The following is a 25,439-nucleotide window of genomic DNA, read 5'->3' as shown; positions in this document are numbered from 1 at the left end:
GGAATGCATAAGTTAAAAATGGCCGTCATAACGGCAATGGCGGTGCTTCTGCTGTCCGGCTGTCTGTACCCTGAAGCAAAAAAAACTGAAAATAAAGTATCTTACAAACATCAGCTTCAGCAGGTGCAAGCGGCAGTGGATGAATTTAAAAAGGCGAACGGCGGACTTCTGCCGATTCAGACAAAAGATATGAAAACACCGCTCTATCAAAAATATCCGATAGATTTTAAGCGGCTCGCGCCCAGATACATAGAGGAGCCGCCGGCCTCAGCTTATGAAAGCGGAGGAATGTACCAATACGTGCTTGTCGATGTGGAAAATAAGCCGACCGTCAAGCTGGTCGATCTCCAAATGGCGGAAGCAATCCGCGACATGAAGCTGCGTGTCAAAATGTATCAGGAAAAGCATACATATCCTCCCTATGAGGACGCCGTTTCAAAAGGGCTGTTCACTTTAAATAAAAAAAAGCTCGGCATGAAAGACTCTCCTTCAGTCAAAAGTCCGGTTTCAGGCACGTCTCTGCCGCTTTTAATCGGCGCTGACGGAGAAATCTATGCCGACTATCGCGTCGATCTCGCCCGCTGCCTGAAGGAAAACAAAAAGAAAATCAAACCGGGCGCGGAAATTCAAGATATTTTATGGAAAGAGACTCCTTTCGTCCCGGCCTTTTCAGTCACATACACCGTAAATGAAAAACAGGAACCCGTTTTTTTAGAAAGTCAAACGAAACAGGAATGAACCTTTTTCCCGCGCATACAAATAGGGAGAAAGGTTTTTTTGATTTTGATAGAAAAGACTGCCTGAAAATTTTTTAAAGATGTCATATTGAAATAGGACAACGTCATACACATATAGTGTCCTGTATTTGATTGGAGAATGGTGAATGAAAAATGATAAGGATAGGAAGTCCGGGAGGGGATCACTTGGAAAAGGTCGATATTTTCAAGGATATCGCTGAACGAACAGGGGGCGATATATACTTAGGAGTCGTTGGCGCTGTCCGTACAGGGAAATCTACATTCATTAAAAAATTTATGGAGCTCGTGGTGCTCCCGAATATCAGCAATGAGGCCGACCGAGCGCGGGCGCAGGATGAGCTTCCGCAAAGCGCAGCAGGAAAAACGATAATGACCACAGAACCAAAATTTGTCCCGAATCAAGCCATGTCCGTTCATGTCGCGGAAGGACTTGATGTCAACATCCGTCTTGTGGATTGTGTGGGATATACGGTTCCCGGGGCGAAGGGATATGAGGATGAAAACGGCCCGAGAATGATCAATACACCTTGGTACGAAGAACCGATTCCCTTTCATGAGGCAGCGGAAATCGGTACGAGAAAAGTCATCCAGGAACACTCCACAATCGGGGTCGTCATTACGACAGACGGCTCAATCGGCGATATTGCGCGGGGCGATTACGTGGAAGCGGAAGAAAGAGTCATCGACGAGCTGAAGGAAGTCGGCAAACCGTTTATTATGGTTATCAACTCGGTAAAACCGTACCACCCGGAAACAGAAGCGCTCAGAGCTGAATTAAGCGCGAAATATGATATTCCCGTCCTCGCCATGAGTGTTGAAAGCATGCGGGAAACAGATGTGTTAAGCGTCCTCAGAGAAGCGCTTTACGAGTTCCCTGTGCTGGAAGTCAATGTCAACCTTCCGAGCTGGGTCATGGTGCTGAAAGAAAATCACTGGCTCAGAGAGAGCTACCAGGAATCAGTGAAAGAAACCGTAAAAGATATTAAACGCCTGCGCGATGTCGACCGGGTTGTCGGACACTTCAGTGAATTTGAGTTTATTGAAAGCGCCGGATTGGCCGGAATCGAACTTGGCCAGGGTGTCGCAGAAATTGATTTGTATGCGCCGGATCATTTATATGACCAGATTTTAAAAGAAGTGGTCGGCGTTGAAATCCGCGGGAAAGACCACCTGCTTGAATTAATGCAGGACTTCGCCCACGCGAAAAAAGAATATGATCAGGTATCAGATGCGCTGAAAATGGTGAAACAGACCGGCTACGGCATTGCCGCCCCGGCCTTAGCCGATATGAGCCTTGATGAACCGGAAATCATCAGACAGGGATCAAGATTCGGAGTAAGGCTCAAAGCGGTCGCTCCGTCCATTCATATGATCAAAGTGGATGTGGAAAGTGAATTCGCGCCGATCATCGGGACGGAAAAACAAAGTGAAGAACTTGTCCGTTACTTAATGCAGGACTTTGAAGATGATCCGCTTTCTATCTGGAACTCCGATATTTTCGGCAGATCATTGAGCTCTATCGTAAGAGAAGGAATCTCCGCAAAACTGTCACTCATGCCGGAAAATGCGAGATATAAATTGAAAGAAACGCTGGAGAGAATTATTAACGAAGGCTCAGGCGGCCTGATCGCCATTATTTTGTAAGCTGAAGGACCTCTTCCTGAAACGGGGGGTCTTTTTTTATTCTTTTTAGATACTGGAAATCAATCAAGGATTAGGAGGAAAAAAGCAAAAAAAGGAATATTTGTTCGATAAAACACGTGAAAACCTTGACGAGCAAGGGATTGAGGCTTTAAAATGCTTGATATGGCTTTTTATATGTGTTACTCTACAGACAGAAAATCTTCACTTTGTTGGACAAACATTCCTCAAAGTGTCTGTTTTCTTTTGAAAAGCCGTTTACTTGTCTGTTCTTCCCTGCTTTGATTTTTTATCAGACAGGTTTAGAATCAGGCTGAACTGTGAAGAAATGATAATAAACTGCTGATTTGATACCCTTTTGGGAGGAGGTGAAAGGCATGAACAAGACAGAACTAATCAATGCGGTTGCTGAAGCAAGCGAATTGTCTAAAAAAGACGCTACAAAAGCAGTTGATTCTGTTTTTGATACGATTTTAGATGCACTTAAAAACGGTGATAAAATCCAACTGATCGGTTTCGGTAACTTTGAGGTGCGCGAGCGCTCTGCACGTAAAGGACGTAACCCGCAAACTGGTGAAGAAATCGAAATCCCTGCAAGCAAGGTACCTGCTTTCAAACCAGGTAAAGCTCTTAAAGACGCTGTTGCAGGAAAATAATTGTGAATATAGATCGTGTATGCATCTGATACATACACTTTGTTTCTTCACAGAAAAGCCCCTTGATAAAGGGGCTTTTCATATTTAAGCAGCCTCGGTCACCGGGCAGGACTTTCGTTTTGCTTTTGGCGCGGCAAATGTGCTAGAATCGAAATTAAATGTATTCAATGGTGGAGGACACAGACAATGAAAGAAGTTAATAAAGAACAGATTGAACAGGCGGTTCGCCAGATTTTAGAGGCGATTGGAGAAGACCCGGACCGGGAAGGGCTTTTAGATACGCCGAAACGCGTGGCGAAAATGTACGCGGAAGTATTCTCGGGATTAAATGAAGACCCGAAAGAACACTTTAAAACCGTTTTCGGAGAAGACCATGAGGAGCTTGTTCTTGTAAAAGATATCGCGTTTCATTCCATGTGTGAACATCACCTTGTTCCTTTTTACGGAAAAGCGCATATTGCCTACATTCCGCGCGGCGGCAAAGTGACGGGCCTGAGTAAATTGGCGCGGGCGGTGGAAGCCGTCTCAAAACGCCCGCAGCTGCAGGAGCGCATCACTTCAACGATTGCAGAAAGCATCGTAGAGACCTTAGATCCCCACGGCGTCATGGTTGTCGTCGAGGCTGAGCATATGTGCATGACAATGAGGGGCGTAAGAAAGCCAGGTGCAAAAACAGTGACTTCCGCTGTAAGAGGTATTTTTAAAGATGACGCAGCGGCGCGTTCCGAAGTGTTAGAACATATTAAACGTGCGGATTAATAATGATAGAGGGTGCAGATATGAATTCAAAGCATTCAAGTGATTTTGTCGTCATTAAAGCGGTCGAGGACGGCGTGAACGTCATCGGTTTAACGAGAGGAACGGATACGAAATTTCACCATTCCGAAAAACTGGACAAAGGCGAAGTGATTATCGCTCAGTTTACTGAGCATACCTCTGCCATCAAAGTGAGAGGCAACGCCCTCATCCAGACCGCTTACGGAGAAATGAACAGCGAAAAAAAATAAGCCGGCTGTTTCCCGCTTTTGCCAAATGCCCGCAAACGGCGGGAGAATACAGCCAATTTCTTTTTTTTATGCTATAATGATACCTGCGTATAATAATGACGAGTAAATCTCATACATATTAGAATAAATGTGAATTTGGGGACAAGGGTGATATTTTTGCAAGACATCTACGGAACTTTAGCGAATCTAAATACGAAATTAAAACAAAAGCTGTCTCATCCTTATTTAGCGAAACATATTTCTGCGCCTAAAATCGATGAGGATAAGCTTCTTCTTTTTCACGCTTTGTTTGAAGAGGCGGACATTAAGAACAACGACAGAGAAAATTACATAGTAACTGCGATGCTTGTCCAAAGCGCCCTTGATACCCACGATGAAGTGACAACAGCCAGAGCGTTAAAGCGAGACGAAAATAAAAACCGGCAGCTCACCGTGCTTGCCGGCGACTATTTCAGCGGACTGTATTATTCGCTTTTATCTGAAATGAAGGATATCTATATGATTCGGACGCTCGCTACGGCAATTAAAGAAATCAATGAGCATAAAATCCGTCTGTACGATCGGTCTGTCAATGACTTGAATCAATTGATCGAAAGCATGGCGATTGTGGAAGCGGCCCTGTTTCACAGAGTGTCAGACCACTTTAATCTTCCGCGCTGGAAAGAGCTGGCGAGTGATTTTTTTGTATATAAGCGGCTGATGAACGGCAATGCTATATTTCTCGATGTCATCGGCAATATTGTAAAGTCAGGGAAATCAAAGGCTGACATAATGGAAGATAGCTTCCGAAAGGCAAAGCAAAGCATTGAAACGCTGCTGCCGCTCAATTCACCAATCCAAAACCTCATGCTGAACCGGCTTAAAGCGATCAGCCAGGACAAAACATATCATCAGAAAGTGGAAGAAGGGTAATCAACATGCAGGAGTCAAAAGAACAGCGCGTACACGGCGTGTTTGAAAAAATCTATAAAAATTATGACCAAATGAACTCTGTCATCAGTTTTCAGCAGCATAAAAAATGGCGCGATAAAACGATGCAGATCATGAATGTAAAAGAAGGCGCAAAAGCGCTTGATGTCTGTTGCGGAACGGCTGACTGGACGATTGCCCTCGCAGAAGCGGCCGGAAAAAGCGGCGAAATCAAAGGACTGGATTTCAGCAAAAATATGCTGAGCATCGGTGAGAAAAAAGTGAAAGAGGGCGGTTACAGCCAAATTGAGCTTTTGCACGGAAATGCGATGGAGCTTCCTTTCGCTGATGATTCTTTTGATTTTGTCACCATCGGCTTCGGGCTGCGGAACGTTCCCGACTATCTGACCGTGCTGAAAGAAATGCGGCGGGTCGTCAAACCGGGCGGGCAGGTTGTATGTCTGGAAACATCCCAGCCGGAAATGTTCGGATTCAGACAGGCGTATTTTCTTTATTTTAAATACATCATGCCTTTCTTCGGAAAAATGTTTGCGAAGAGCTATAAAGAATATTCTTGGCTTCAAGAATCGGCAAGAGAATTTCCCGGTATGAAAGAACTTGCGCGTCTGTTTGAAGAAGCGGGCCTGACGAATGTCAAATACCATTCGTTTACCGGCGGAGTGGCCGCTACGCATATCGGTTGGAAATGATGAATATACAGATGTTTGGGTGAATGATATGAAATTTAAAATGGCCTATTCTTTTTTAAATGACGATATTGATGTGATCGAAAGGGAGCTTGAGCAAACGGTGCGGTCAGACTATCCTTTGCTGAGTGAAGCCGGGCTCCACCTGCTCCAGGCGGGCGGCAAGCGGATCCGCCCTGTTTTCGTATTGCTTTCCGGCATGTTTGGCGACTATGACATTAATAAAATAAAATATGTTGCGGTGACGCTGGAAATGATTCATATGGCGTCCCTCGTGCATGACGACGTCATTGATGACGCCGAGCTGCGGAGGGGAAAACCGACCATCAAAGCCAAGTGGGACAACCGCATCGCCATGTATACCGGTGATTATATGCTAGCGGGCTCACTTGAGATGATGACGAGATTGGATGAGCCGAAAGCCCACCGAATCCTGTCCAAAACCATCGTAGAAGTATGCCTCGGAGAAATTGAACAGATCAGAGATAAATACAATATGGAACAAAACCTCAGAACCTATTTGCGCCGCATCAAACGGAAAACGGCTCTTCTCATTGCCGTCAGCTGCCAGCTCGGCGCCATCGCTTCGGGAGCTGATGAGAAGATTCACAAAGCATTATATTGGTTCGGTTATTACGTGGGCATGTCCTATCAGATTATTGACGACATTCTTGATTTCACTTCAACGGAAGAGGAACTGGGAAAACCGGTCGGAGGGGATCTGCTGCAAGGAAATGTCACTCTGCCCGTTTTGTACGCGCTCCGTCAGCCTGAATTGAAAAATCAGCTGAAATTAATTAACAGTGAAACAACACAGGAGCAACTCGCCCCCATTATTGAAAATATTAAACGCACAGACGCGATTGAAAAATCAATAGCCGTCAGTGACAGGTACTTAAAAAAAGCGTTTGAAAAACTGAATACACTGCCGAGAGGACGTGCGCGCTCATCATTGGCCGCCATCGCCAAATATATCGGCAAACGGAAATTTTAAATTCCTTTTACGAACAAGATGTGAACATTCTCCGCCCTGGATTGATTAATTGTCAGAAAGATGTTACGATTTCGGTGTGCAACTTGAAAGCCTATACATAATGATGGGGTGGAGAATCTTATGGAAAAAACTTTTATCATGGTAAAACCGGACGGCGTACAGCGCCAGCTAATCGGAGAGATTTTATCCAGATTTGAGCGTAAGGGCTTACAATTGGCAGGAGCCAAGCTAATGCAAGTTTCAGAACAGATGGCTGAAAACCATTATGCTGAACATAAAGGGAAGCCGTTTTTCAGCGAGCTTGTGGAATTCATTACATCAGGACCCGTATTTGCAATGGTATGGGAAGGGGAAAATGTAGTAGAGATCACAAGACAGCTGATCGGAAAAACGAACCCGAAAGATGCACTGCCGGGCACGATCCGCGGTGACTACGGCATGTTTGTCGGCAAAAATATCATTCACGGTTCAGACTCCTTAGAAAGCGCTGAGCGGGAAATTGACATTTTCTTCAAACAGGAAGAGCTTGTACCGTATCAAAAATTAATGGCCGACTGGGTGTACTAAGCCGTCAGCCTTTCTTTTTCTCTTGTTATGAAAAGGTTTACATATTTTAAGAAAGACAGAGGCTGTGCTGCCCTGTCTTTTCATTTCTCACAAATCAGCCTGCGGGCTGATTTTTTTATTGAAATCGTACAAATTAGAAAGAAAACAGGCTATACTAGGACAAAAGACAGCGAGATTGGGAGAGAAGCAATGGAGCCTTACGACATTTTTATCACCAAGTGGAAACAAATAACCGGCGTTGATTTATCTTTATACAAAGAAGCACAGATGAAAAGGCGGCTGACGTCCCTTTATGAAAAGAAGGGGTTCAGAGATTTTCAGGAATTTGCCGCCGCTTTGGAAAAGGACAAGCTTTTATTAAACGAAACATTGGACAGAATGACGATCAATGTTTCTGAATTTTACCGAAATTATAAACGGTGGGAAGTTCTTGAAACCTCAATTCTTCCGTTAATAAAGCATAAAAAACCGTTAAAAATATGGAGTGCGGCCTGTTCAACGGGAGAGGAGCCCTATACTTTGGCTATGATTCTCAATCAGCAGACGGGACTGGCCGGATTTGATATATTGGCGACAGATATTGATGAAAAGGCGCTAAGCAAAGCTAAGCGGGGCATCTATCAGGAACGCTCGCTGCAAGAGGTGCCGGCTTCCGTGAAAAGCCGTTATTTCACTAAGCAGGCTGACAACAGTTATCAAGTAAAACAAGAGATTCAGAAAAACATCCGGTTTAAGCGGCACAACCTGCTTGCCGACAGCTATGAACAGGATTTTGATCTGATCGTCTGCCGCAACGTCTTTATTTATTTTACTGAAAAAGCAAAAGAAGAGCTGTATGTGAAAATGGCGGGCAGTCTGAAAAAGAACGGAATTCTGTTTGTAGGCAGTACAGAACAAATTTTCAGCCCGGAAAAATTCGGCCTTGAGAGCACTGATACATTTTTTTATCAAAAAAGATAGAAGACATTTAATGAAAACTTGTGGTATAGTTTTACTTAAAAGCGTTAATGCGATGAAGGGAGAAGAAAAAAATGAGATACTTAACAGCCGGAGAATCACACGGTCCGCAGCTGACGACAATTATAGAAGGTGTGCCTGCGGGGCTTTATATAACTGAAGAAGACATTAATTTTGAGCTTGCCAGACGTCAAAAAGGGCACGGCCGCGGACGCCGCATGCAGATTGAAACGGACAGAGCGAAGATCACAAGCGGCGTGCGGCATGCCCGGACACTCGGTTCACCCATCGCGCTCGTTGTAGAAAATAAAGACTGGACCCACTGGACAAAAATTATGGGCGCAGCACCGATTACAGAAGAAGAAGAAAGTGAAATGAAACGCCAGATTTCAAGACCGAGACCGGGACACGCAGATTTGAACGGTGCTATTAAATATAATCACCGTGATATGAGAAATGTGTTAGAACGATCTTCCGCGCGTGAGACAACGGTTCGCGTGGCTGCCGGAGCCGTCGCTAAAAAGATTTTAGCGGAGCTTGGCATTAAAGTCGCCGGGCATGTCCTGCAAATCGGCAGCGTAAAAGCAGAGAAAACCGATTACACATCCATTGAGGATCTCAAACGGGTAACGGAAGAATCACCGGTCAGATGCTACGATGAAGAAGCAGGCCGTCAAATGATGGCAGCCATTGATGAAGCGAAGGCAAACGGCGACTCGATCGGCGGAATCGTTGAAGTGATCGTCGAAGGTATGCCGGTCGGTGTCGGAAGCTATGTCCACTATGACCGTAAGCTGGACAGCAAGCTCGCTGCTGCCGTTCTGTCGATTAACGCGTTTAAAGGCGTAGAGTTCGGCATCGGTTTTGAAGCGGCCGGCAAAAACGGCAGTGAAGTTCATGATGAAATCGTATGGGATGAAGAGAAAGGCTATACACGCGCCACAAACAGGCTCGGAGGATTAGAAGGCGGTATGACGACGGGAATGCCGATTGTCGTCCGCGGCGTTATGAAACCGATCCCTACTTTGTACAAGCCGCTGAAAAGCGTCGACATTGAAACGAAAGAACCGTTTACAGCGAGCATTGAACGTTCAGACAGCTGCGCGGTTCCGGCAGCAAGCGTAGTGGCTGAAGCAGCAGTGGCCTGGGAAATCGCAAATGCAGTCGTCGAACAATTCGGGCTTGACCAGATCGACCGCATTAAAGAAAATGTTGAAAACATGAAAAAACTATCGAGGGAATTCTGATGAAAGAGCTTGAGGTTCGGACAGCTTCCTCCGCATATCCCGTGTATATCGGTGAAGGCATAAGGAAACAGGCCGCTGCCCTTTTGTCTTCACTGAACAGGCCGCTGACAAAGATCCTTCTCATCATCGATGCTGAAGTTGACCGGCTTTACGGTGATGAGATGTTCCGGCTTTTAAACGAAACATGGCCCGTGAAAAAGGTGATCGTTCCAAGCGGAGAAGAAGCGAAATCTCTAAAAGAGTATGAACGGATTCAAACGGAAGCGATCGCTTTCCATATGGACCGCTCCTCATGTATGATTGCATTCGGAGGCGGCGTGACGGGTGATTTGGCCGGCTTTTGCGCAGCAACTTTTATGCGCGGAATTGATTTCATTCAAATGCCGACAACACTGCTTGCCCATGACAGCGCGGTCGGCGGCAAGGTGGCCGTCAACCATAAACTCGGAAAGAACTTAATCGGCGCGTTTTATCAGCCGAAAGCGGTGATTTACGATACGGAGCTTCTGAAAACCCTGCCGGAACAAGAGCTGAGATCGGGCATGGCTGAAGTGATCAAACACGCGTTTATCGCCGATCATGCTTTTTTAGAAAAACTTCTCACGTTTGACACGTTGCAAGGACTGACAAGCGCTGAGCTGAATGAAATGATTTATAAAGGAATTTCAATCAAATCGGCCGTCGTGCGTGAGGACGAAAAGGAAGAGGGGATAAGAGCTTTTCTGAATTTCGGCCATACGCTCGGCCATGCCGTTGAGGCGGAATACGGCTACGGACGGATTACACATGGAGATGCGGTCGCCCTCGGCATGCAGTTTGCCCTTTACGTGAGTGAACAGGTTGCGGGTTGCAAGATGAACAGGAAAGAACTCACACAATGGCTGATTGGGCTCGGCTACCCGGGAAGCATCAGACAAGATATTGAAACGCCGGTTCTCTCCGCCCGGATGATGAATGATAAAAAAACGCGCGGAGGCATGACACAGTTCATCGTGTTAAAAGAATTAGGCGAAGCGCGGGACTGCATGCTTTCAAAAGATGAGCTCGAAAATTTGCTGAATAAATGGCGAATGGAGGAAACAGCATGATGATACGCGGCATTCGCGGAGCAACAACGGTGGAACAAGACACCGAACAAGAAATTTTAGAAAAAACACAGCAGCTGCTTGAAAAAATCATTGAACAAAATGGATGCAAGCCGGAAGACGTTGTACAGATCCTGTTATCCGCCACGCCTGATATCCATTCCGTATTTCCGGCAAAAGCGGTCCGCCGCCTTTCCGGGTGGCAGTACGTCCCGGTGACGTGCATGCAGGAAATGGATGTCACCGGCGCTCTGCAAAAGTGTATCCGTGTCCTGATGACGGTTCAGACGGATACGCCTCAGGATGAAATCAAGCATGTCTATTTAGAAAAAGCCGTTGTGTTAAGGCCGGATTTATCATTGACAAAAAATACTGACATGTAATACGATAAACAAAGCTTAGAAATACACAAGAGTGTGTATAGAGCTGGTAAGTAAGACATTGAACAGTTGAGTTTAGAATAGGGTAGCAGAGAATGAGTTTAGCTGAGCTGAGATAAACACGTTTTTATTCTGCCCAAAAGAAGCCTTTCTTTTGGGTTTATTTCTTATACGCAAGACTCCTCTCACTCTTCATCTCATTCTCCTTACCGTAAGGAGGAGAATCATGAATTTACAATCGGATGTTTCTTTATTTTTAAAGGACAGTCTGACACACCGCACCATTCCAATCGCAGAGACTTTTACGGTCGACACGATCACACCCATTCAGATGGTTGAAAAACTGGACAGAAACATTACGTATCTTTTAGAAAGCAAGGATGAGTCGTCAAGCTGGTCGAGATACTCTTTTATCGGCCTTGATCCTTTTATCACCATTAAAGAGAGTCATAACACATTCACTGCCACTGATCCAAACGGGCATACGCTGTTTGAAGCCGGAGAATTAAAAGCCGTGCTTGACTGGATGAATGAGAGCTTCCGCATTAAAACACCCGAGCTTGATATCCCATTTTCGGGAGGGGCGGTCGGTTATCTGAGCTATGACATGATTCCTTTGATTGAGCCTTCCGTGCCAAGCCACGCGAAAGTAACAGATTTCGAAAAATGTATGCTGTTTGTCTGCCGGAAAATCATCGCGTACGACCACGAAACGAAACAAGTGCATTTCATTCAATATGCGGAGCTTAACGGCCGGGAGACGGAGGAAGAAAAGCGGGCCGTTTTTAAAGAAAATTGCGCGGAGCTTCGTAAGCTTATCGGTATTTTGACAGAATCGAAAGATATGAAAGAGCCGTTTTTTTCTAAAGAAACGTTTGACACGCCAAGTTTTGCCGATGTGACATCCAATTATACGAAAGAGGAGTTTATGGCCGGCGTTAATAAACTGAAAGAATATATAAAAGCGGGAGACATTTTTCAAGGGGTGCTTTCGCAAAAGTTTGACATTCCGGTATCCAGACATTCATTTGAGCTGTACAGGGTGCTCCGCATCATCAATCCTTCACCCTATATGTACTATATCAAACTGCCTGACAGAGACATTGTCGGGAGTTCGCCTGAACGTCTGATCCGCGTGCATGACAGGCACCTGGAAATTCATCCGATTGCCGGAACGAGAAGAAGGGGCGCCGGAAAAGAAGAGGATGAACGCCTGAAAAAAGAGCTGATGAATGACGAAAAAGAAAAAGCTGAACATTACATGCTCGTCGATCTTGCGCGCAATGACATCGGCAGAGTTGCGGAGTACGGTTCCGTAGCCGTTCCGGAATTCACAAAGGTCGTTTCTTTTTCACATGTGATGCACATCATCTCTGTTGTAACCGGCCGTTTAAAGCAGGGCGTCCATCCCGTTGACGCGCTGATGTCGGCATTCCCGGCAGGAACACTCACGGGCGCTCCGAAAATCCACGCGATGCAGCTTTTAAATGAATTAGAACCGACTTCCAGAGAAACCTACGGCGGATGTATCGCTTATATCGGATTTGACGGGTCAATTGATTCGTGTATTACCATCCGCACTATGAGTGTCAAAAACGGTACGGCATCGGTGCAGGCGGGCGCGGGAATAGTCGCCGATTCCGTCCCGGAAGCCGAATATGAAGAAAGCTGTAACAAAGCGGGGGCGCTTTTAAAAACGATTCAAATCGCAGAAGACATCTTTTCTGGCGGGGAGGAGAAGACGGATGAACAAATTTCTGCAATCGTGCGTTAATGGCCGTACGCTGAAAACCGGAGAAGCCGAAAAGCTGATGGAGATGATGATGAACGGGGACATGTCGCAGTCTGAGATCGGCGGGATTTTATCGGTGTTAGCCCATCGAGGTGAAACGGCGGAGGAGCTTGCCGGATTTGTAAAAGTGATGCGGGCACGGGCACAGACGGCGGGTGGCTTGGCGGATGTCGTTGATACGTGCGGAACAGGCGGAGACGGGATTTCTACGTTTAACATATCCACGGCAGCGGCGATTACAGCTTCTGCCGCCGGAGCTAAAGTTGCCAAGCACGGAAATCGCTCCGTTTCGTCTAAAAGCGGCAGCGCGGATGTGCTGGAAAAGCTGGGGGTTTCCATTCAAGCCACACCAGACAGCGTCAAACGCAGCATTGAAATGAAACAAATGGGGTTTTTGTTTGCGCCGTTGTTTCATTCGTCAATGAAGCACGTCGCCGCCGCAAGAAAAGAGCTTGGCTTCCGAACCGTATTTAATCTGCTGGGCCCGCTCAGCAACCCGCTGCAGGTGAAGCGGCAGGTGATCGGCGTCTATTCATTAGATAAAGCGCGCCTGATGGCAAGCGCGTTGGAACAATTTGATGTCAGACACGTCATGCTTGTGTCGGCCCGTGACGGATTAGATGAACTGTCCATCACAGCACCGACCGATATTATTGAACTGAAAAACGGTGAACGTCTGGAATATTCCGTTTTACCTGAACAATTCGGTTTTGCAGAAGGTTCACTAAAGGATATTCAAGTGAGTTCATCGGAAGAAAGCGCGCTCCTCATTCAGAATATTTTTGCAAATGAAGCTCCGTCATCCGCTCTGCATATTACCGCCTTAAATGCGGGCGCGGCCATTTATACGGCAGGTCTTGCAAACGATCTGAAAGAAGGAACGAAAACCGCCTTAGAAGCGATTCAAAACGGAGATGCCAAAAGGCAGCTCGAACGTCTGAAACAGAAAGAGGAAGAAATGTATGCTTGATCAAATCATTCAGCAGAAAAAAGAAGAAATCAAATCCATCGTGCTGCCGGAAACCTGTCAAATTGAACGGAGATCCTTTAAAAAAGCGCTCCTGAACCCGAACCGTTTTATCGGGCTGATCGCCGAAGTGAAAAAAGCTTCGCCGTCTAAAGGATTGATTAAAGAGCATTTTGTTCCGGAAACGATTGCGGCGGATTATGAAGCGGCTAAAGCCGACGCCCTTTCGGTTCTCACGGATACCCGTTTTTTTCAGGGGAGAAATCAATTTCTGACAGATGTTAAACAAACCGTGTCTCTTCCCGTGCTGAGAAAAGATTTTATTATTGATTCCCTTCAGGTGGAGGAATCGTTCAGGATCGGCGCCGATGCCATTTTGCTGATCGGGGAAGCGCTGGAACCTTCAGAGCTTCATGAGCTTTATCTGGAAGCCCGCGAGAAGGGCATGGACGTTCTCGTTGAAGTCCATGATGAAACTGTGCTTGAACGGATTTTACAAGTGTTTCAGCCGGACATTCTCGGCATAAACAACCGGGACTTAAAAACGTTCCGTACTTCTGTTTCGCAAACGGAAAAAATAGCGCAGCTTGTACCGGACGGCTGCCTGCTGGTCAGCGAAAGCGGCATCGGTTCTTTGGCTGACCTGCAATTCGTCAACAAGCACGGGGCGCAGGCTGTATTGGTCGGAGAATCCTTAATGAGAGAGGATTCGCAGCAAAAGGCGATCCGCGGACTGTTCGGGGAGTGATGATATGAAAAAGCCTGAGGTAAAGTACTGCGGGATACGATCGAAGCGTGATTACGAACTTGCGGCAGCTTCAGGAGCGGATTATCTGGGATTTATTTTTGCCGCAAGCAAACGGAGAGTAACGCCGGATGAGGTCCGGAAATGGAAAGAGCAGGTCCGGACAGACAAGAAACATGTCGGAGTATTTGTAAATGAAACGATAGAAAACATCGCGCAAATCGCCTCTGATCTGGCACTTGACGCCATCCAGCTTCACGGTGATGAATCGCCTGAGGATGCCCTCCGTCTCCGTCCGCTTGTGCGCTCGGAGATATGGAAAGCGCTCCATCACGGGGAAGGGACGCTTCGTCAGATGGCTCAATTTGCACCTGCTGTCGACGGCTATGTCATTGATTCTTCAGTAAAAGGAATGAGAGGCGGCACGGGAATCGCGTTTTCATGGGCTCGTGTCCCCTTGTACCGAAAGCAGGCTCAAAATGCAAACAAGCGCTGTTTTATCGCGGGCGGCGTTAATCCTGAAACGATTACCGGCTTACTGAGATCGCGTCCGTGCGGTATAGATCTTGCCAGCGGAATTGAAAAAAACGGACAAAAGGATCAAACACTGATCCGGCTTTTAGAAGAAAGGATGAACCACTATGTATCCATATCCAAATGAAATCGGAAGATACGGCGAATTCGGCGGCAAATTTGTCCCTGAAACATTGATGCGGCCCCTTGAGGAAATCGAAACGGCTTTCACAGAATTAAAGAATGATCCCGTTTTTCATGCCGAATATAAAAAGCTATTGTTTGATTACTCCGGAAGACCGACTGCATTAACGTTCGCAGACAGGGTGTCAGAGTATTTGGGAGGGGCGAAAATCTATCTGAAAAGAGAAGATTTAAACCATACCGGCTCTCATAAAATTAACAACGCGTTAGGCCAGATTCTGCTTGCTAAAAAGATGGGCAAAACGAAAATCATCGCCGAAACCGGCGCGGGACAGCACGGTGTGGCTGCCGCGACAGCCGCCGCAAAATTCGGTTTTAAATGTACGGTTTTTATGGGTGAAGAAGACGTTGCGCGCCAGTCGCTGAACGTATTCCGGATGAAACTGCTCGGCGCGGAAGTGGTGCCGGTCACAAGCGGCAACGGCACGCTGAAAGATGCGACGAATGAGGCGATCAGGTATTGGGTCCAGCATTGTGAAGATCATTTCTACCTTATCGGTTCTGTAGTGGGGCCGCATCCGTATCCGTATATCGTTCGCGAATTTCAGAAAATCATCGGAGAGGAAGCGAAAGAACAGCTCCGCCGGGTTGAAGGAACGCTCCCGGATAAGATTGTTGCATGTGTCGGCGGCGGAAGCAATGCGATGGGCATTTTTCAGGCCTTTTTAGCCGAAGATACTGAGCTGATCGGCGCCGAGGCGGCCGGAAAAGGAATTGATACGCCGCTGCATGCGGCAACGATCGCAAAAGGGACGCTCGGGGTGATTCACGGATCAATGACCTATTTAATACAAGATAAATACGGGCAGATTATCGAACCGTATTCCATTTCAGCAGGCCTTGATTACCCGGGGATCGGCCCTGAGCACGCCTATCTGCATAAAAGCGGCCGTGTAACGTACGAAAGCGTGACAGACGAAGAAGCGATTGCCGCGTTACGTCTGCTTTCTGAAACAGAAGGTATTCTTCCGGCTATTGAATCTGCCCACGCCCTGGCAAAAGCGTTTGAAATGGCAAAAGACATGGATAAAGATAAAATCATTCTCGTCAGTTTATCGGGAAGAGGAGATAAAGACGTTCATACGCTGATGAATGTTTTGGAAAACGGGGTGGAGACACATGTTTAATCTGCGAGAGTCTGAAAAATTATTTATCCCTTTTATTACAGCTGGCGATCCGCTTCCTGACATTTCTGTTGAACTGGCAATATCATTGCAGAACGCAGGCGCTTCTGCCCTTGAAATCGGCGTTCCTTACACAGATCCGCTTGCGGACGGACCCGTCATACAACGGGCTTCAAAACGGGCTCTGGAAAACGGAATGAATATCGTAAAAGCAATTGAACTTGGCGGCAAAATGAAAAAAAACGGCGTTCATATTCCAATAATCCTCTTTACGTATTACAATCCTGTGTTACAATTAGAAAAAGAATGCTTTTTCGCTTTACTGCGGGAAAACGACATAGACGGTCTGCTTGTACCCGACCTTCCATTAGAGGAAAGCTCCCTTTTGCAAATGACATGCAAAAAGGAGAATATCGCTTATATCTCACTGGTTGCGCCGACAAGTGAAGACCGTTTGAAAATAATTACTGAACAGGCCTGCGGCTTTGTGTATTGTGTATCCTCTTTAGGAGTGACGGGCGTACGCAGCGAATTCGATCCGTCTGTATACTCTTTCATCCGTAAGGTGAAAGAATTCAGCCCTGTTCCGGTGGCGGTCGGTTTTGGCATCTCGAACCGCAAACAGGTTGACAGGATGAATGAAATATCTGACGGTGTCGTTGTCGGCAGCGCGCTTGTCAAAAAAGTTGAAGAGCTTAAAATAAAGCTTGTGAATCCCGGAACAAGAGCTGATGCGCTTCTTGAATTTGAAGAATACGCAAAGACGTTCGGACGACTGTACAGTGTAAAATGAGGTGACTGGATTTGCAGATAAAAGAACAGCTGCGGCAGCTGAAACCGTATCAGCCGGGCAAACCAATAGAAGAAGTGAAAATGGAATACGGGCTTGAGAAAGTAGTAAAACTCGCTTCTAACGAAAATCCGTTCGGCTGTTCACAGGCCGCTAAAGATGCGCTTCATCAGGAGATTGAGCAGCTTGCGCTGTATCCCGATGGTTACAGTGCCGCCTTGAGAACGCGGCTCAGTGAGCATCTGCAGGTCAGTGAATCTTCGATCATTTTCGGCAACGGCTCTGATGAGCTAGTGCAGATTATCTGCCGTTCTTTATTAAATGATCAGGCAAACACGATTACCGCCGCCCCGACTTTCCCGCAATACAGACACAATGCGGTGATTGAAGGCGCTGAGGTGCGCGAGGTGCCGCTCCGCAGTGACGGCGCTCATGATTTGGACCGGATGCTGGAAGCAATTGACGGCGAGACGAAAGTCATATGGGTATGCAACCCCAATAATCCGACGGGGACATATACTTCTGAACAAGAGCTAATTGCCTTTTTAAACAGAGTTCCCGAGCATATACTCGTTGTACTTGATGAAGCGTACTACGAGTATGTTACGGCGGAAGATTACCCAGAAAGCATTCCGCTTGTAAAGCAATATCCGAATGTTATGATCCTCCGCACCTTCTCTAAAGCGTACGGACTTGCCGCGCTGCGCGTCGGATACGGCATTGCGGACGAAGCGCTGATCCGCCAGATTGAACCGGCGAGAGAGCCGTTCAATACGAGCAGAATCGGTCAGGCTTCGGCACTGGCAGCGCTTGATGACCAGACATTTATTCAGGAATGCGTCGAGAAAAATAAAGCAGGCCTTAAGCAGTATTATGATTTTGCAGAAACTCACGGATTAACTTGTTATCCTTCACAAACCAACTTTGTGCTCATTGATTTTAACCGCCCGGCGGATGAACTGTTCCAAGCCCTGTTGGAAAAAGGATATATCGTCCGCTCAGGACAGGCGCTCGGATTTCCGACAGCGTTAAGGATTACGGTCGGTACGAAAGAGCAGAATGAGGAAATTCTCACAATTTTAGCTGAAATATTATAAGAGGTGATCAGGCATCACCTCTTTGCTCTATTAAAATAGTTGAAAAAGGAAATGAGTGAAATGAAGGATACTATATTGCTTGCGGGGATCGGGCTGATCGGCGGATCGATCGCATTGGCCATCAAAAAGGAGCATCCGCATAAACGGATTATCGGTGTGGATATTTCGGAAGAACAGCTCACTGCCGCGCTGAAGCTCGGAATTATTGACGAGCGGGCCGGCTCATTTACGGAAGGGGCGCAGCAAGCGTCTGTTGTCATTATCGCCACGCCTGTCGCCCAAACGCTGAAAATGCTCGATGTGCTGGCCGCATCAGACATCACCCATGAACTCCTGATTACGGATGTGGGCAGCACGAAACAGAAAGTCGTCAGCTACGCCGACAAAGTGCTTCCGGCTCACTATCAATTTGTCGGCGGTCATCCGATGGCGGGATCTCATAAATCCGGGGCCGCTGCCGCGAAAGAATTTTTATTCGAAAATGCGTTTTATATTTTAACACCCGGAAAATCAACTTCTAAAGAGTCAGTAACGCATCTGAAGGAACTCTTGAAAGCGGCAAACGCCCACTTTGTGGAGATGACTCCCGAGGAGCATGACGGCGTAACGAGCGTCATCAGCCATTTCCCTCATATCGTTGCTGCAAGCCTCGTACATCAGGCTCATCATGCTGAAGAAGATTATCCGTTTTTGAAACGTTTCGCAGCCGGCGGTTTTCGGGACATCACCAGGATCGCCTCAAGCAGCCCGGCGATGTGGAGGGACATACTTCTTCATAACAAAGATAAACTGCTTGACCGCTTCAAAGAATGGAAACGGGAGATTGACACGATCGAATCTTATGTAGAAAATGAAGATGCGGACAGCCTGTTCGGATATTTTAAAAAAGCGAAAGATTATCGCGACGGTCTGCCGCTCCGTCAAAAAGGAGCGATCCCGTCCTTTTATGACCTTTATGTCGATGTTCCCGATCATCCGGGGGTCATTTCGGAAATTACGGCGATATTGGCAGAAGAAAAAATCAGTATCACCAACATCCGCATTATCGAAACAAGAGAAGATATTAACGGAATTCTCAGAATCAGTTTCCAGACTGATGATGACCGGAAGCGTGCGGAAACCTGCATTCAATCCCGCGCCAAATATGACACATTTTACGCTGACTGAGGTGGAAAACATTGAAAAGAGAAAAAGTGACGTCTTTAAACGGTGAAATTCATATTCCGGGGGATAAATCCATCTCCCACCGTTCTGTTATGTTCGGAGCGCTTGCGGAAGGAACGACAACGGTAAAAAACTTTTTGCCCGGAGCCGATTGTCTGAGCACCATTGCCTGCTTCAGAAAAATGGGTGTCTCCATTGAACAAAACGGAAGTGATGTAAAGATATACGGAAAGGGCATTGACGCACTTTCTGAGCCTGACAGCCTTCTTGATGTCGGAAATTCCGGCACGACCATCCGCCTGATGCTCGGCATTTTAGCCGGACGCCCATTTCACAGTACGGTAGCGGGCGACGAAAGTATTGCAAAGCGCCCGATGAAGAGGGTGACGGAGCCTTTAAAACAGATGGGAGCCGCGATTGACGGAAGAGCGGACGGAGGATTTACGCCTTTATCCGTAAGAGGCGGACAATTGAAAGGCATTGATTACGTCTCCCCTGTTGCAAGCGCGCAGATCAAATCCGCCGTGCTGCTTGCCGGATTGCAGGCAGAAGGGACGACGACCGTCACTGAGCCTCATAAATCGAGAGACCATACGGAACGGATGCTGAACGCTTTTGGCGCCGAGCTTGCGGAAACGGAGACGAGCGCTTCCGTAACGGGCGGTCAGAAGCTTCGGGGAGCTGATATTTTCGTGCCCGGCGATATTTCTTCAGCGGCCTTTTTCCTCGCGGCAGGTGCTGTCGTTCCCGGAAGCCGGATTGTGCTGAAAAACGTCGGCCTGAACCCGACACGCACGGGAATACTTGATGTCTTAAAGCAAATGGGGGCTTCACTTGAAGTGATTCCTTCAGAAGCGGACAGCGCTGAGCCTTATGGAGACCTGGTTATTGAAACTTCAGATCTGAAAGCGGCAGAAATCGGCGGAGAAATCATTCCCCGTTTAATTGACGAGATCCCGATTATCGCCCTTTTGGCAACGCAGGCTGAAGGCACAACTGTCATTAAAGACGCTGCGGAGCTGAAGGTGAAGGAAACGAACCGGATCGACACCGTCGTATCAGAGCTCCGGAAAATCGGCGCAGACATTGAACCGACTGAAGACGGCATGAAAATACACGGCAAAAAAACGCTTGCGGGCGGAGCCGATGTGTCAAGCCACGGCGACCACCGCATCGGCATGATGCTCGGTGTCGCTTCATGCCTGACAGAAGAGCCGATTGACATCTGTGATACTGAGGCAATCCATGTCTCATATCCGACATTTTTTGAGCATTTAGATCAATTAGCCAAAAAAGCCTGAAGAGATTCTTCGGGCTTTTTTCTTCATGTGTCATAAAACTTTGGGCTTTGACATAGCTTGTCTTAAACAGAAAATAACAGAAAGGGGGAATGCGTTTTCGTTACAGAAACAGCCGGAACAAATTGCGCTGTTTGCGTATAAAGATGCCGTCCCCTTTTTTGCCGTTTTCCTCTTAACCATTTTCTGATAAACTATAATGCCGGGTGAAGCATCTTATTTGCGGGCAGGCCCTGTCTGAATTATGATAAGAATAACCCGAATAAAAACCCTTTTCATTGGTTGATGAGGTATAGGAAAAGAAAGGACCGGTCTGATTTGAATACATTGATCCAAGAAGCCATAAAATTAGTTGAAGCAGGTGAAACCGAAAAGGGACTCAAAGCGCTTTCAAAAGCTGAAACGCAGCTTCATGACGAAGACAAAGCCATTGCAGCCCAGCTCTACTATGAATGGGGAAACGCCGAAAAAGCATTAGCGCTGATCAGTGATCTGCATGACCTTTATCCGGATGAGTCTGAGCTGACGAATTTTTACGCCGAATTGTTAATAGATATTGATGAAGAAGAAAAAGCTCTTGAGGTGCTGGAGACAATTTCTCCGGAAGACCCGTCTTACGCGGAAAGCCTTCTTTTAATGGCTGATCTGTATCAGATGCAGGGCTTATTTGAAGTAAGTGAGCAAAAGCTGTTACAGGCGAAAACGATGTTACAAGATGAACCTGTTATTGATTTCGCTCTGGGGGAATTATACTTCACTCAGGGGTCATACGCAAAAGCCGTTCCTTACTATGAAGAGACGGCAAAAGAACGGCACGAAATCGGCGGCGTAAATGTTCATCAGAGGCTGGCTGAGTCATTGAGCGCGGCGGGTGAATTTGAGGAAGCGATTTCATGGTATGAAAAAGCGGCGGCAGAACATACAGAACCGAATACGATTTTCGGGTACGGGTTCACAGCCTATCAGGCGGGAATGGTCAAAACAGCCATCAAGCAGCTGTCTGATTTAAAAGGGCTTGATCCTTCCTATTCATCGCTTTATATGCCGCTTGCAAAAAGCTATGAGGCAGAAGGCATGTATGAAGATGCATTAAAAACCGCTAAAGAAGGTATTACTTACGATGAATACAATAAAGAGCTTTTTCTCTATGCGGCGAAAATGGCGTTAAAGCTCGGCAACGAAGAGGAAGGCAAAAAGCTTCTTCAGGAAGCGCTGGCGCTCGATCCGGGTTACGTGGAAGCGCTCCATACGCTTTTAGCCGTCTATCATAAAGAAGAAAGCTTTGAAGAGATTATTGATCTGATTAAGGAAGTCCGCGGCTACGGAGAAGAAGATCCGAAATACAATTGGTATTTGGCGGGTGCCTATACAGGCCTTGAGCAATACGCTGAAGCGAAAAAAAGCTTCGAAGCTGCGTATCTCCATTATCAGGATGATCGGGATTTCTTATATGAATACGCTCACTTCTTATTGGAAGAGGGTCTCCAGAAAGAAGCGCTGCCGCTTTTAAAACAAGTGCTTTCAATGGATGGAACAAACGAAGAGCTTGAAGAAACAATCTTACGGATAGAGGATGAATTTTTAAGATAAGCAGGATTTTGGACCATGCTTGCTGAATGTATAAGTGATGTCAGATTATACGATCGATAGAGGAGGGAATTACATGCAGACCCCTGTTTCTGTCAATGAAAAAAAGGATTTTATCCGTTGGTTTTTAAATCATTATCAGCTTAAACGCCGGGAGTGCGTCTGGATTTTAAATTATTTAATGAGTCATGATTCATTAATGGAAAAAGTCCATTTTGTAGAACAAGCCGAATTTTGCCCGAGAGGCATTATCATGTCTACTCATTGCGTTGATGAGGTGCCGTTTAGGTTTTATAAAGAAAATGTCATGACTACGGACGCGGAAAAATCTTTTCACGACATCCGGTTAAATAAACAGCAGGATTTATTTATCCAGCTGAATTTCCGTTCGGCCTACAGCTCACCGGAATATGCCGCTGTTCTTGAATCAAATCCGCATCTGCCGAAAGACCTGTTTGAAAATAAACAGGATCAGGGGATGGCCGAAAAAATATTAGAACATGCCATTTCCACTTTCCAGCGGGAAAAGCTGCTTAAAGATATCGACGAGGCGCTGGACCGCCACGACAAAGAAACATTTGAAAAGCTTTCCCGCCAATTGAATCAGCTCACATAAATGACAGCCTTGCAGAATATGCAAGGCTTGTTGCGTAAAGAGGAGGAACGGGACATGAGATGGAGGGCCGCTGATGCCGATGCCTATATACAATCTGCGGATTACATTGATACCGCTGTCATTCCGTTAATTTCCATAACGTCTTCAGGAGGCTTAAAAGAGGCCGTTGAACAGGGGGAAAGCACTCAATTGCTTTCTGAAGAGCTTGAGCGCCAATTGAAGGGACGGGTATATTTATTCCCCTCTTATACATATGTTGATATAGACCAATCACAAATCGCCCTGCTTCAAAAACTCAAAGAAGAGGTGATGACCAACTTCCGGCACGCCTTGTTTCTGACGGCAGACGAAAAATGGAAGGATTCTGAAATAGGGTCTGATGTCATATACATACCTGCCGTTCCGTTTGAACATATGAAAGACTCTTTAAAGAGAAAAATTGCGGATGACAAGTGCGGAGAAATTTTGAACGTTTTGTTACAGAAGTGGAACAATTCTTAAAAACACCAGGCATCCCGCAAAACACCCGTTTTGCCTCTGTTGACCTTGCTGAAAGATTCATATATTATGAGGGTGTCAAATCTCAGAATTATTTTCTATTTTAGTTAATTTTTGGTCAATCTTTAGGGGGGGAAGAGATGGGCGGAAAACAAGATATATCAAGAAGACAATTTTTAAACTATGCGCTCACCGGCGTGGGGGGATTTATGGCCGCCAGTGCGCTTATGCCCATGGTCCGTTTTGCGCTGGACCCGGTATTAAAACCGACGGGAGATCAAAAAATGGTGCAGGTTGTCAGTGTGGATGAGCTGACGAAGGAGCCGAAGCGGTTTGACTTTAAAATTCATCAAGTCGACGCCTGGTACGAATCGGAAGAATCCAGGTCAGCCTGGGTTTACAAGCATGGGGATGAAATTATAGCGCTTTCTCCGATCTGTAAGCATTTGGGCTGCACCGTAAACTGGAACAATGATCCTAAAAATCCGAACAAGTTCTTTTGTCCCTGCCATTACGGGCTGTATGAAAAAGACGGCACGAACGTTCCGGGCACGCCGCCGCTCGCGCCTCTTGACCGTTATGAGCAAAAAGTAAAGGACGGCTTTTTGTATCTTGGAAAAGCAAAGCCTAGGGGGGAAGGGTGACATGCTGAACAAAATTTATGACTGGGTGGATGAACGTCTCGATATTACGCCGATGTGGCGGGATATCGCCGACCATGAAGTGCCGGAACATGTAAATCCCGCTCACCATTTCTCGGCTTTTGTCTATTGTTTCGGCGGTTTGACGTTTTTTGTAACCGTTATCCAAGTGCTGTCCGGGATGTTTTTAACGATGTATTATGTGCCGGATATAAAAAACGCGTGGGAATCTGTGTATTATTTGCAGAATGAAGTCGCTTTCGGGCAGATTGTAAGGGGTATGCACCATTGGGGCGCAAGTTTAGTCATCGTGATGATGTTTTTACATACGCTGCGGGTTTTCTTTCAGGGAGCTTATAAAAAGCCTCGGGAATTGAACTGGATCGTCGGTGTTCTGATCTTTTTTGTGATGCTCGGTCTCGGTTTTACAGGGTATCTGCTTCCATGGGATATGAAGGCGCTGTTTGCGACAAAGGTAGGTCTTCAGATTGCGGAGGCGACGCCATTGATCGGAGCGCAGGTGAAAACTCTTCTTGCCGGCCACCACGATATTGTCGGCGCCCAAACGCTGACGAGATTTTTTGCGATTCACGTATTTTTTCTCCCTGCCGCTTTGTTTGCGCTCATGGGCGCCCACTTTGTCATGATCCGCAAGCAGGGAATTTCAGGACCGCTTTAATACAAATCTGATATAAAAGGGAGGGGATGACATGCACCGGGGGAAAGGAATGAAGTTTGTAGGAGATTCAAGGATACCGGCTGAAAAAAAACCGAATATACCGAAAGACTATTCAGAGTATCCTGGAAAGACAGAGGCGTTTTGGCCGAACTTCCTGCTGAAAGAATGGATGGTCGGGGCCGTTTTCCTCGTCGGATTTCTCGTTTTAACGATTGTGCACGAGCCGCCTTTGGAACGGGTGGCGGACCCGACGGATACAGGGTATATTCCGCTGCCGGATTGGTATTTTCTATTTTTATACCAGCTATTAAAATATGAATATGCCGCAGGGAGCTACACCGTTATCGGCGCGATGATTATACCGGGTCTTGCCTTCGGGTCGCTGCTTTTGGCTCCGTTTCTCGACAGGGGGTCTGAAAGAAGGCCGTGGAAGCGTCCGGTTGCGGTCGGCATGATGCTTTTGGCGCTTTGCGCTACGGTCTTTTTAACGTGGCAGTCAGTCGCGACGCATGACTGGGCGAAGGCGGAGGAGCAAGGGAAAATCAAAAAAGAAGCCGCCATTGATACTGAATCAGACGGTTATAAGGTATTTAAAGAACAAGGCTGTATTTCCTGTCACGGGGATAATCTTCAAGGCGGAAGCGCCGGTCCGTCTCTGGTCGATAACGGGCTGAGCCCGGAAGAAATTAAAAAAATCGCCGTCAAAGGGAAAGGGCAGATGCCAGCCGGTATTTTTAAAGGGAATGACAAACAGCTTGATCAGCTGGCGAAGTTCATTTCTGAAACGACAGCGAAATAACGTATTGTGAAGTAGAC

28 protein-coding genes are annotated in these 25,439 nt (G+C 46.6%); all 28 read left to right on the top strand.

All coding sequences use genetic code 11. The features are described from left to right. The first annotated feature begins 3 nt into the window (after nucleotides 1–3). The 28 genes from NYE42_RS11725 to NYE42_RS11590 all read left to right on the top strand — a co-directional run bounded on the left by NYE42_RS11725 (nucleotide 4) and on the right by NYE42_RS11590 (nucleotide 25,422). Nucleotides 4–738, top strand: coding sequence for a hypothetical protein (locus tag NYE42_RS11725; protein ID WP_003153436.1), 735 nt, complete (start codon nucleotides 4–6; stop codon nucleotides 736–738). Nucleotides 739–923: 185 nt separating this feature from the next. After that, entirely contained in the window at nucleotides 924–2,402 is a 1,479-nt protein-coding gene (spoIVA, locus tag NYE42_RS11720) for a stage IV sporulation protein A (RefSeq protein ID WP_007409454.1), read from the top strand. A gap of 374 nt (nucleotides 2,403–2,776) precedes the next feature. Continuing rightward, nucleotides 2,777–3,055 carry a non-specific DNA-binding protein Hbs gene (gene hbs, locus NYE42_RS11715; protein ID WP_003153447.1) on the top strand — a complete coding sequence of 93 codons (279 nt, stop codon included), beginning with the start codon at nucleotides 2,777–2,779 and terminating at the stop codon, nucleotides 3,053–3,055. A gap of 186 nt (nucleotides 3,056–3,241) precedes the next feature. Then, nucleotides 3,242–3,814, top strand: a complete 573-nt coding sequence (gene folE, locus NYE42_RS11710) for a GTP cyclohydrolase I FolE (protein ID WP_003153448.1) — start codon at nucleotides 3,242–3,244, stop codon at nucleotides 3,812–3,814. A gap of 20 nt (nucleotides 3,815–3,834) precedes the next feature. Further along, the gene (gene mtrB / locus NYE42_RS11705; RefSeq protein ID WP_003153449.1) at nucleotides 3,835–4,062 is read left to right on the top strand and encodes a trp RNA-binding attenuation protein MtrB; all 228 of its coding nucleotides are present in this window, start codon (nucleotides 3,835–3,837) and stop codon (nucleotides 4,060–4,062) included. A gap of 156 nt (nucleotides 4,063–4,218) precedes the next feature. Next, nucleotides 4,219–4,974 carry a heptaprenyl diphosphate synthase component 1 gene (gene hepS, locus NYE42_RS11700; RefSeq protein WP_007409455.1) on the top strand — a complete coding sequence of 252 codons (756 nt, stop codon included), beginning with the start codon at nucleotides 4,219–4,221 and terminating at the stop codon, nucleotides 4,972–4,974. A gap of 5 nt (nucleotides 4,975–4,979) precedes the next feature. After that, nucleotides 4,980–5,681, top strand: a complete 702-nt coding sequence (gene menG / locus NYE42_RS11695) for a demethylmenaquinone methyltransferase (RefSeq protein WP_003153453.1) — start codon at nucleotides 4,980–4,982, stop codon at nucleotides 5,679–5,681. A gap of 28 nt (nucleotides 5,682–5,709) precedes the next feature. Beyond that, on the top strand, nucleotides 5,710–6,672 hold the full coding sequence (hepT, locus tag NYE42_RS11690; protein WP_186314443.1) for a heptaprenyl diphosphate synthase component II: 963 nt from the start codon (nucleotides 5,710–5,712) through the stop codon (nucleotides 6,670–6,672). 120 nt (nucleotides 6,673–6,792) lie between these two features. Next, nucleotides 6,793–7,239: a nucleoside-diphosphate kinase gene (gene ndk / locus NYE42_RS11685; protein ID WP_015417727.1), complete on the top strand. Its 447-nt coding sequence runs from the start codon at nucleotides 6,793–6,795 to the stop codon at nucleotides 7,237–7,239. Between the two features lie 189 nt (nucleotides 7,240–7,428). Beyond that, complete coding sequence (locus NYE42_RS11680; RefSeq protein ID WP_015417726.1) at nucleotides 7,429–8,199, top strand: protein-glutamate O-methyltransferase; 771 nt, start codon at nucleotides 7,429–7,431, stop codon at nucleotides 8,197–8,199. Nucleotides 8,200–8,270: 71 nt separating this feature from the next. Beyond that, nucleotides 8,271–9,443: a chorismate synthase gene (gene aroC / locus NYE42_RS11675; RefSeq protein WP_003153459.1), complete on the top strand. Its 1,173-nt coding sequence runs from the start codon at nucleotides 8,271–8,273 to the stop codon at nucleotides 9,441–9,443. Further along, the gene (gene aroB / locus NYE42_RS11670; RefSeq protein WP_015417725.1) at nucleotides 9,443–10,531 is read left to right on the top strand and encodes a 3-dehydroquinate synthase; all 1,089 of its coding nucleotides are present in this window, start codon (nucleotides 9,443–9,445) and stop codon (nucleotides 10,529–10,531) included. The genes aroC and aroB overlap by 1 nt, the downstream gene beginning before the upstream one ends. Then, the gene (gene aroH, locus NYE42_RS11665) at nucleotides 10,528–10,911 is read left to right on the top strand and encodes a chorismate mutase (protein WP_003153463.1); all 384 of its coding nucleotides are present in this window, start codon (nucleotides 10,528–10,530) and stop codon (nucleotides 10,909–10,911) included. Before aroB ends, aroH begins: the two co-directional genes overlap by 4 nt. A gap of 223 nt (nucleotides 10,912–11,134) precedes the next feature. Next, nucleotides 11,135–12,682, top strand: a complete 1,548-nt coding sequence (gene trpE, locus NYE42_RS11660) for an anthranilate synthase component I (protein ID WP_144664593.1) — start codon at nucleotides 11,135–11,137, stop codon at nucleotides 12,680–12,682. Then, the gene (gene trpD / locus NYE42_RS11655) at nucleotides 12,654–13,670 is read left to right on the top strand and encodes an anthranilate phosphoribosyltransferase (RefSeq protein ID WP_352426477.1); all 1,017 of its coding nucleotides are present in this window, start codon (nucleotides 12,654–12,656) and stop codon (nucleotides 13,668–13,670) included. Before trpE ends, trpD begins: the two co-directional genes overlap by 29 nt. After that, a complete protein-coding gene (gene trpC / locus NYE42_RS11650) occupies nucleotides 13,663–14,415 on the top strand; it encodes an indole-3-glycerol phosphate synthase TrpC (protein WP_007612237.1) in 753 nt (250 codons plus the stop codon). The genes trpD and trpC overlap by 8 nt, the downstream gene beginning before the upstream one ends. 4 nt (nucleotides 14,416–14,419) lie before the next feature. Next, nucleotides 14,420–15,073, top strand: coding sequence for a phosphoribosylanthranilate isomerase (locus NYE42_RS11645; protein ID WP_015417721.1), 654 nt, complete (start codon nucleotides 14,420–14,422; stop codon nucleotides 15,071–15,073). After that, nucleotides 15,054–16,256 (top strand): tryptophan synthase subunit beta, encoded by a 1,203-nt coding sequence (trpB, locus tag NYE42_RS11640; protein ID WP_352426476.1) that lies wholly within the window; start codon nucleotides 15,054–15,056, stop codon nucleotides 16,254–16,256. Before NYE42_RS11645 ends, trpB begins: the two co-directional genes overlap by 20 nt. Then, nucleotides 16,249–17,046 carry a tryptophan synthase subunit alpha gene (trpA, locus tag NYE42_RS11635; RefSeq protein ID WP_352426475.1) on the top strand — a complete coding sequence of 266 codons (798 nt, stop codon included), beginning with the start codon at nucleotides 16,249–16,251 and terminating at the stop codon, nucleotides 17,044–17,046. Before trpB ends, trpA begins: the two co-directional genes overlap by 8 nt. A gap of 11 nt (nucleotides 17,047–17,057) precedes the next feature. Further along, the gene (gene hisC, locus NYE42_RS11630; protein ID WP_144664598.1) at nucleotides 17,058–18,140 is read left to right on the top strand and encodes a histidinol-phosphate transaminase; all 1,083 of its coding nucleotides are present in this window, start codon (nucleotides 17,058–17,060) and stop codon (nucleotides 18,138–18,140) included. A 51-nt stretch (nucleotides 18,141–18,191) separates the two neighbouring features. Beyond that, nucleotides 18,192–19,307: a prephenate dehydrogenase gene (locus NYE42_RS11625; RefSeq protein WP_025284926.1), complete on the top strand. Its 1,116-nt coding sequence runs from the start codon at nucleotides 18,192–18,194 to the stop codon at nucleotides 19,305–19,307. A gap of 11 nt (nucleotides 19,308–19,318) precedes the next feature. Then, nucleotides 19,319–20,605: a 3-phosphoshikimate 1-carboxyvinyltransferase gene (aroA, locus tag NYE42_RS11620; protein WP_352426474.1), complete on the top strand. Its 1,287-nt coding sequence runs from the start codon at nucleotides 19,319–19,321 to the stop codon at nucleotides 20,603–20,605. A gap of 315 nt (nucleotides 20,606–20,920) precedes the next feature. Next, nucleotides 20,921–22,192 (top strand): tetratricopeptide repeat protein, encoded by a 1,272-nt coding sequence (locus tag NYE42_RS11615; RefSeq protein WP_265451383.1) that lies wholly within the window; start codon nucleotides 20,921–20,923, stop codon nucleotides 22,190–22,192. A gap of 73 nt (nucleotides 22,193–22,265) precedes the next feature. Beyond that, the gene (locus tag NYE42_RS11610; protein ID WP_003153482.1) at nucleotides 22,266–22,805 is read left to right on the top strand and encodes a ReoY family proteolytic degradation factor; all 540 of its coding nucleotides are present in this window, start codon (nucleotides 22,266–22,268) and stop codon (nucleotides 22,803–22,805) included. A gap of 54 nt (nucleotides 22,806–22,859) precedes the next feature. Continuing rightward, nucleotides 22,860–23,306, top strand: coding sequence for a YpiF family protein (locus NYE42_RS11605; protein WP_158185899.1), 447 nt, complete (start codon nucleotides 22,860–22,862; stop codon nucleotides 23,304–23,306). Between the two features lie 137 nt (nucleotides 23,307–23,443). Then, nucleotides 23,444–23,947, top strand: coding sequence for a ubiquinol-cytochrome c reductase iron-sulfur subunit (locus tag NYE42_RS11600; RefSeq protein ID WP_003153484.1), 504 nt, complete (start codon nucleotides 23,444–23,446; stop codon nucleotides 23,945–23,947). A 1-nt stretch (nucleotide 23,948) separates the two neighbouring features. After that, entirely contained in the window at nucleotides 23,949–24,623 is a 675-nt protein-coding gene (gene qcrB / locus NYE42_RS11595) for a menaquinol-cytochrome c reductase cytochrome b subunit (RefSeq protein WP_003153485.1), read from the top strand. Between the two features lie 31 nt (nucleotides 24,624–24,654). Continuing rightward, nucleotides 24,655–25,422, top strand: a complete 768-nt coding sequence (locus NYE42_RS11590) for a menaquinol-cytochrome c reductase cytochrome b/c subunit (protein WP_007409471.1) — start codon at nucleotides 24,655–24,657, stop codon at nucleotides 25,420–25,422. Nucleotides 25,423–25,439 lie beyond the last annotated feature (17 nt).

This window comes from Bacillus sp. FSL K6-2865, from assembly GCF_040311405.1.
GTDB lineage: Bacteria > Bacillota > Bacilli > Bacillales > Bacillaceae > Bacillus > Bacillus velezensis.
The sequence above is the reverse complement of the archived record's forward strand: the minus strand, read 5'-3'. Positions and strand labels throughout refer to the sequence as shown.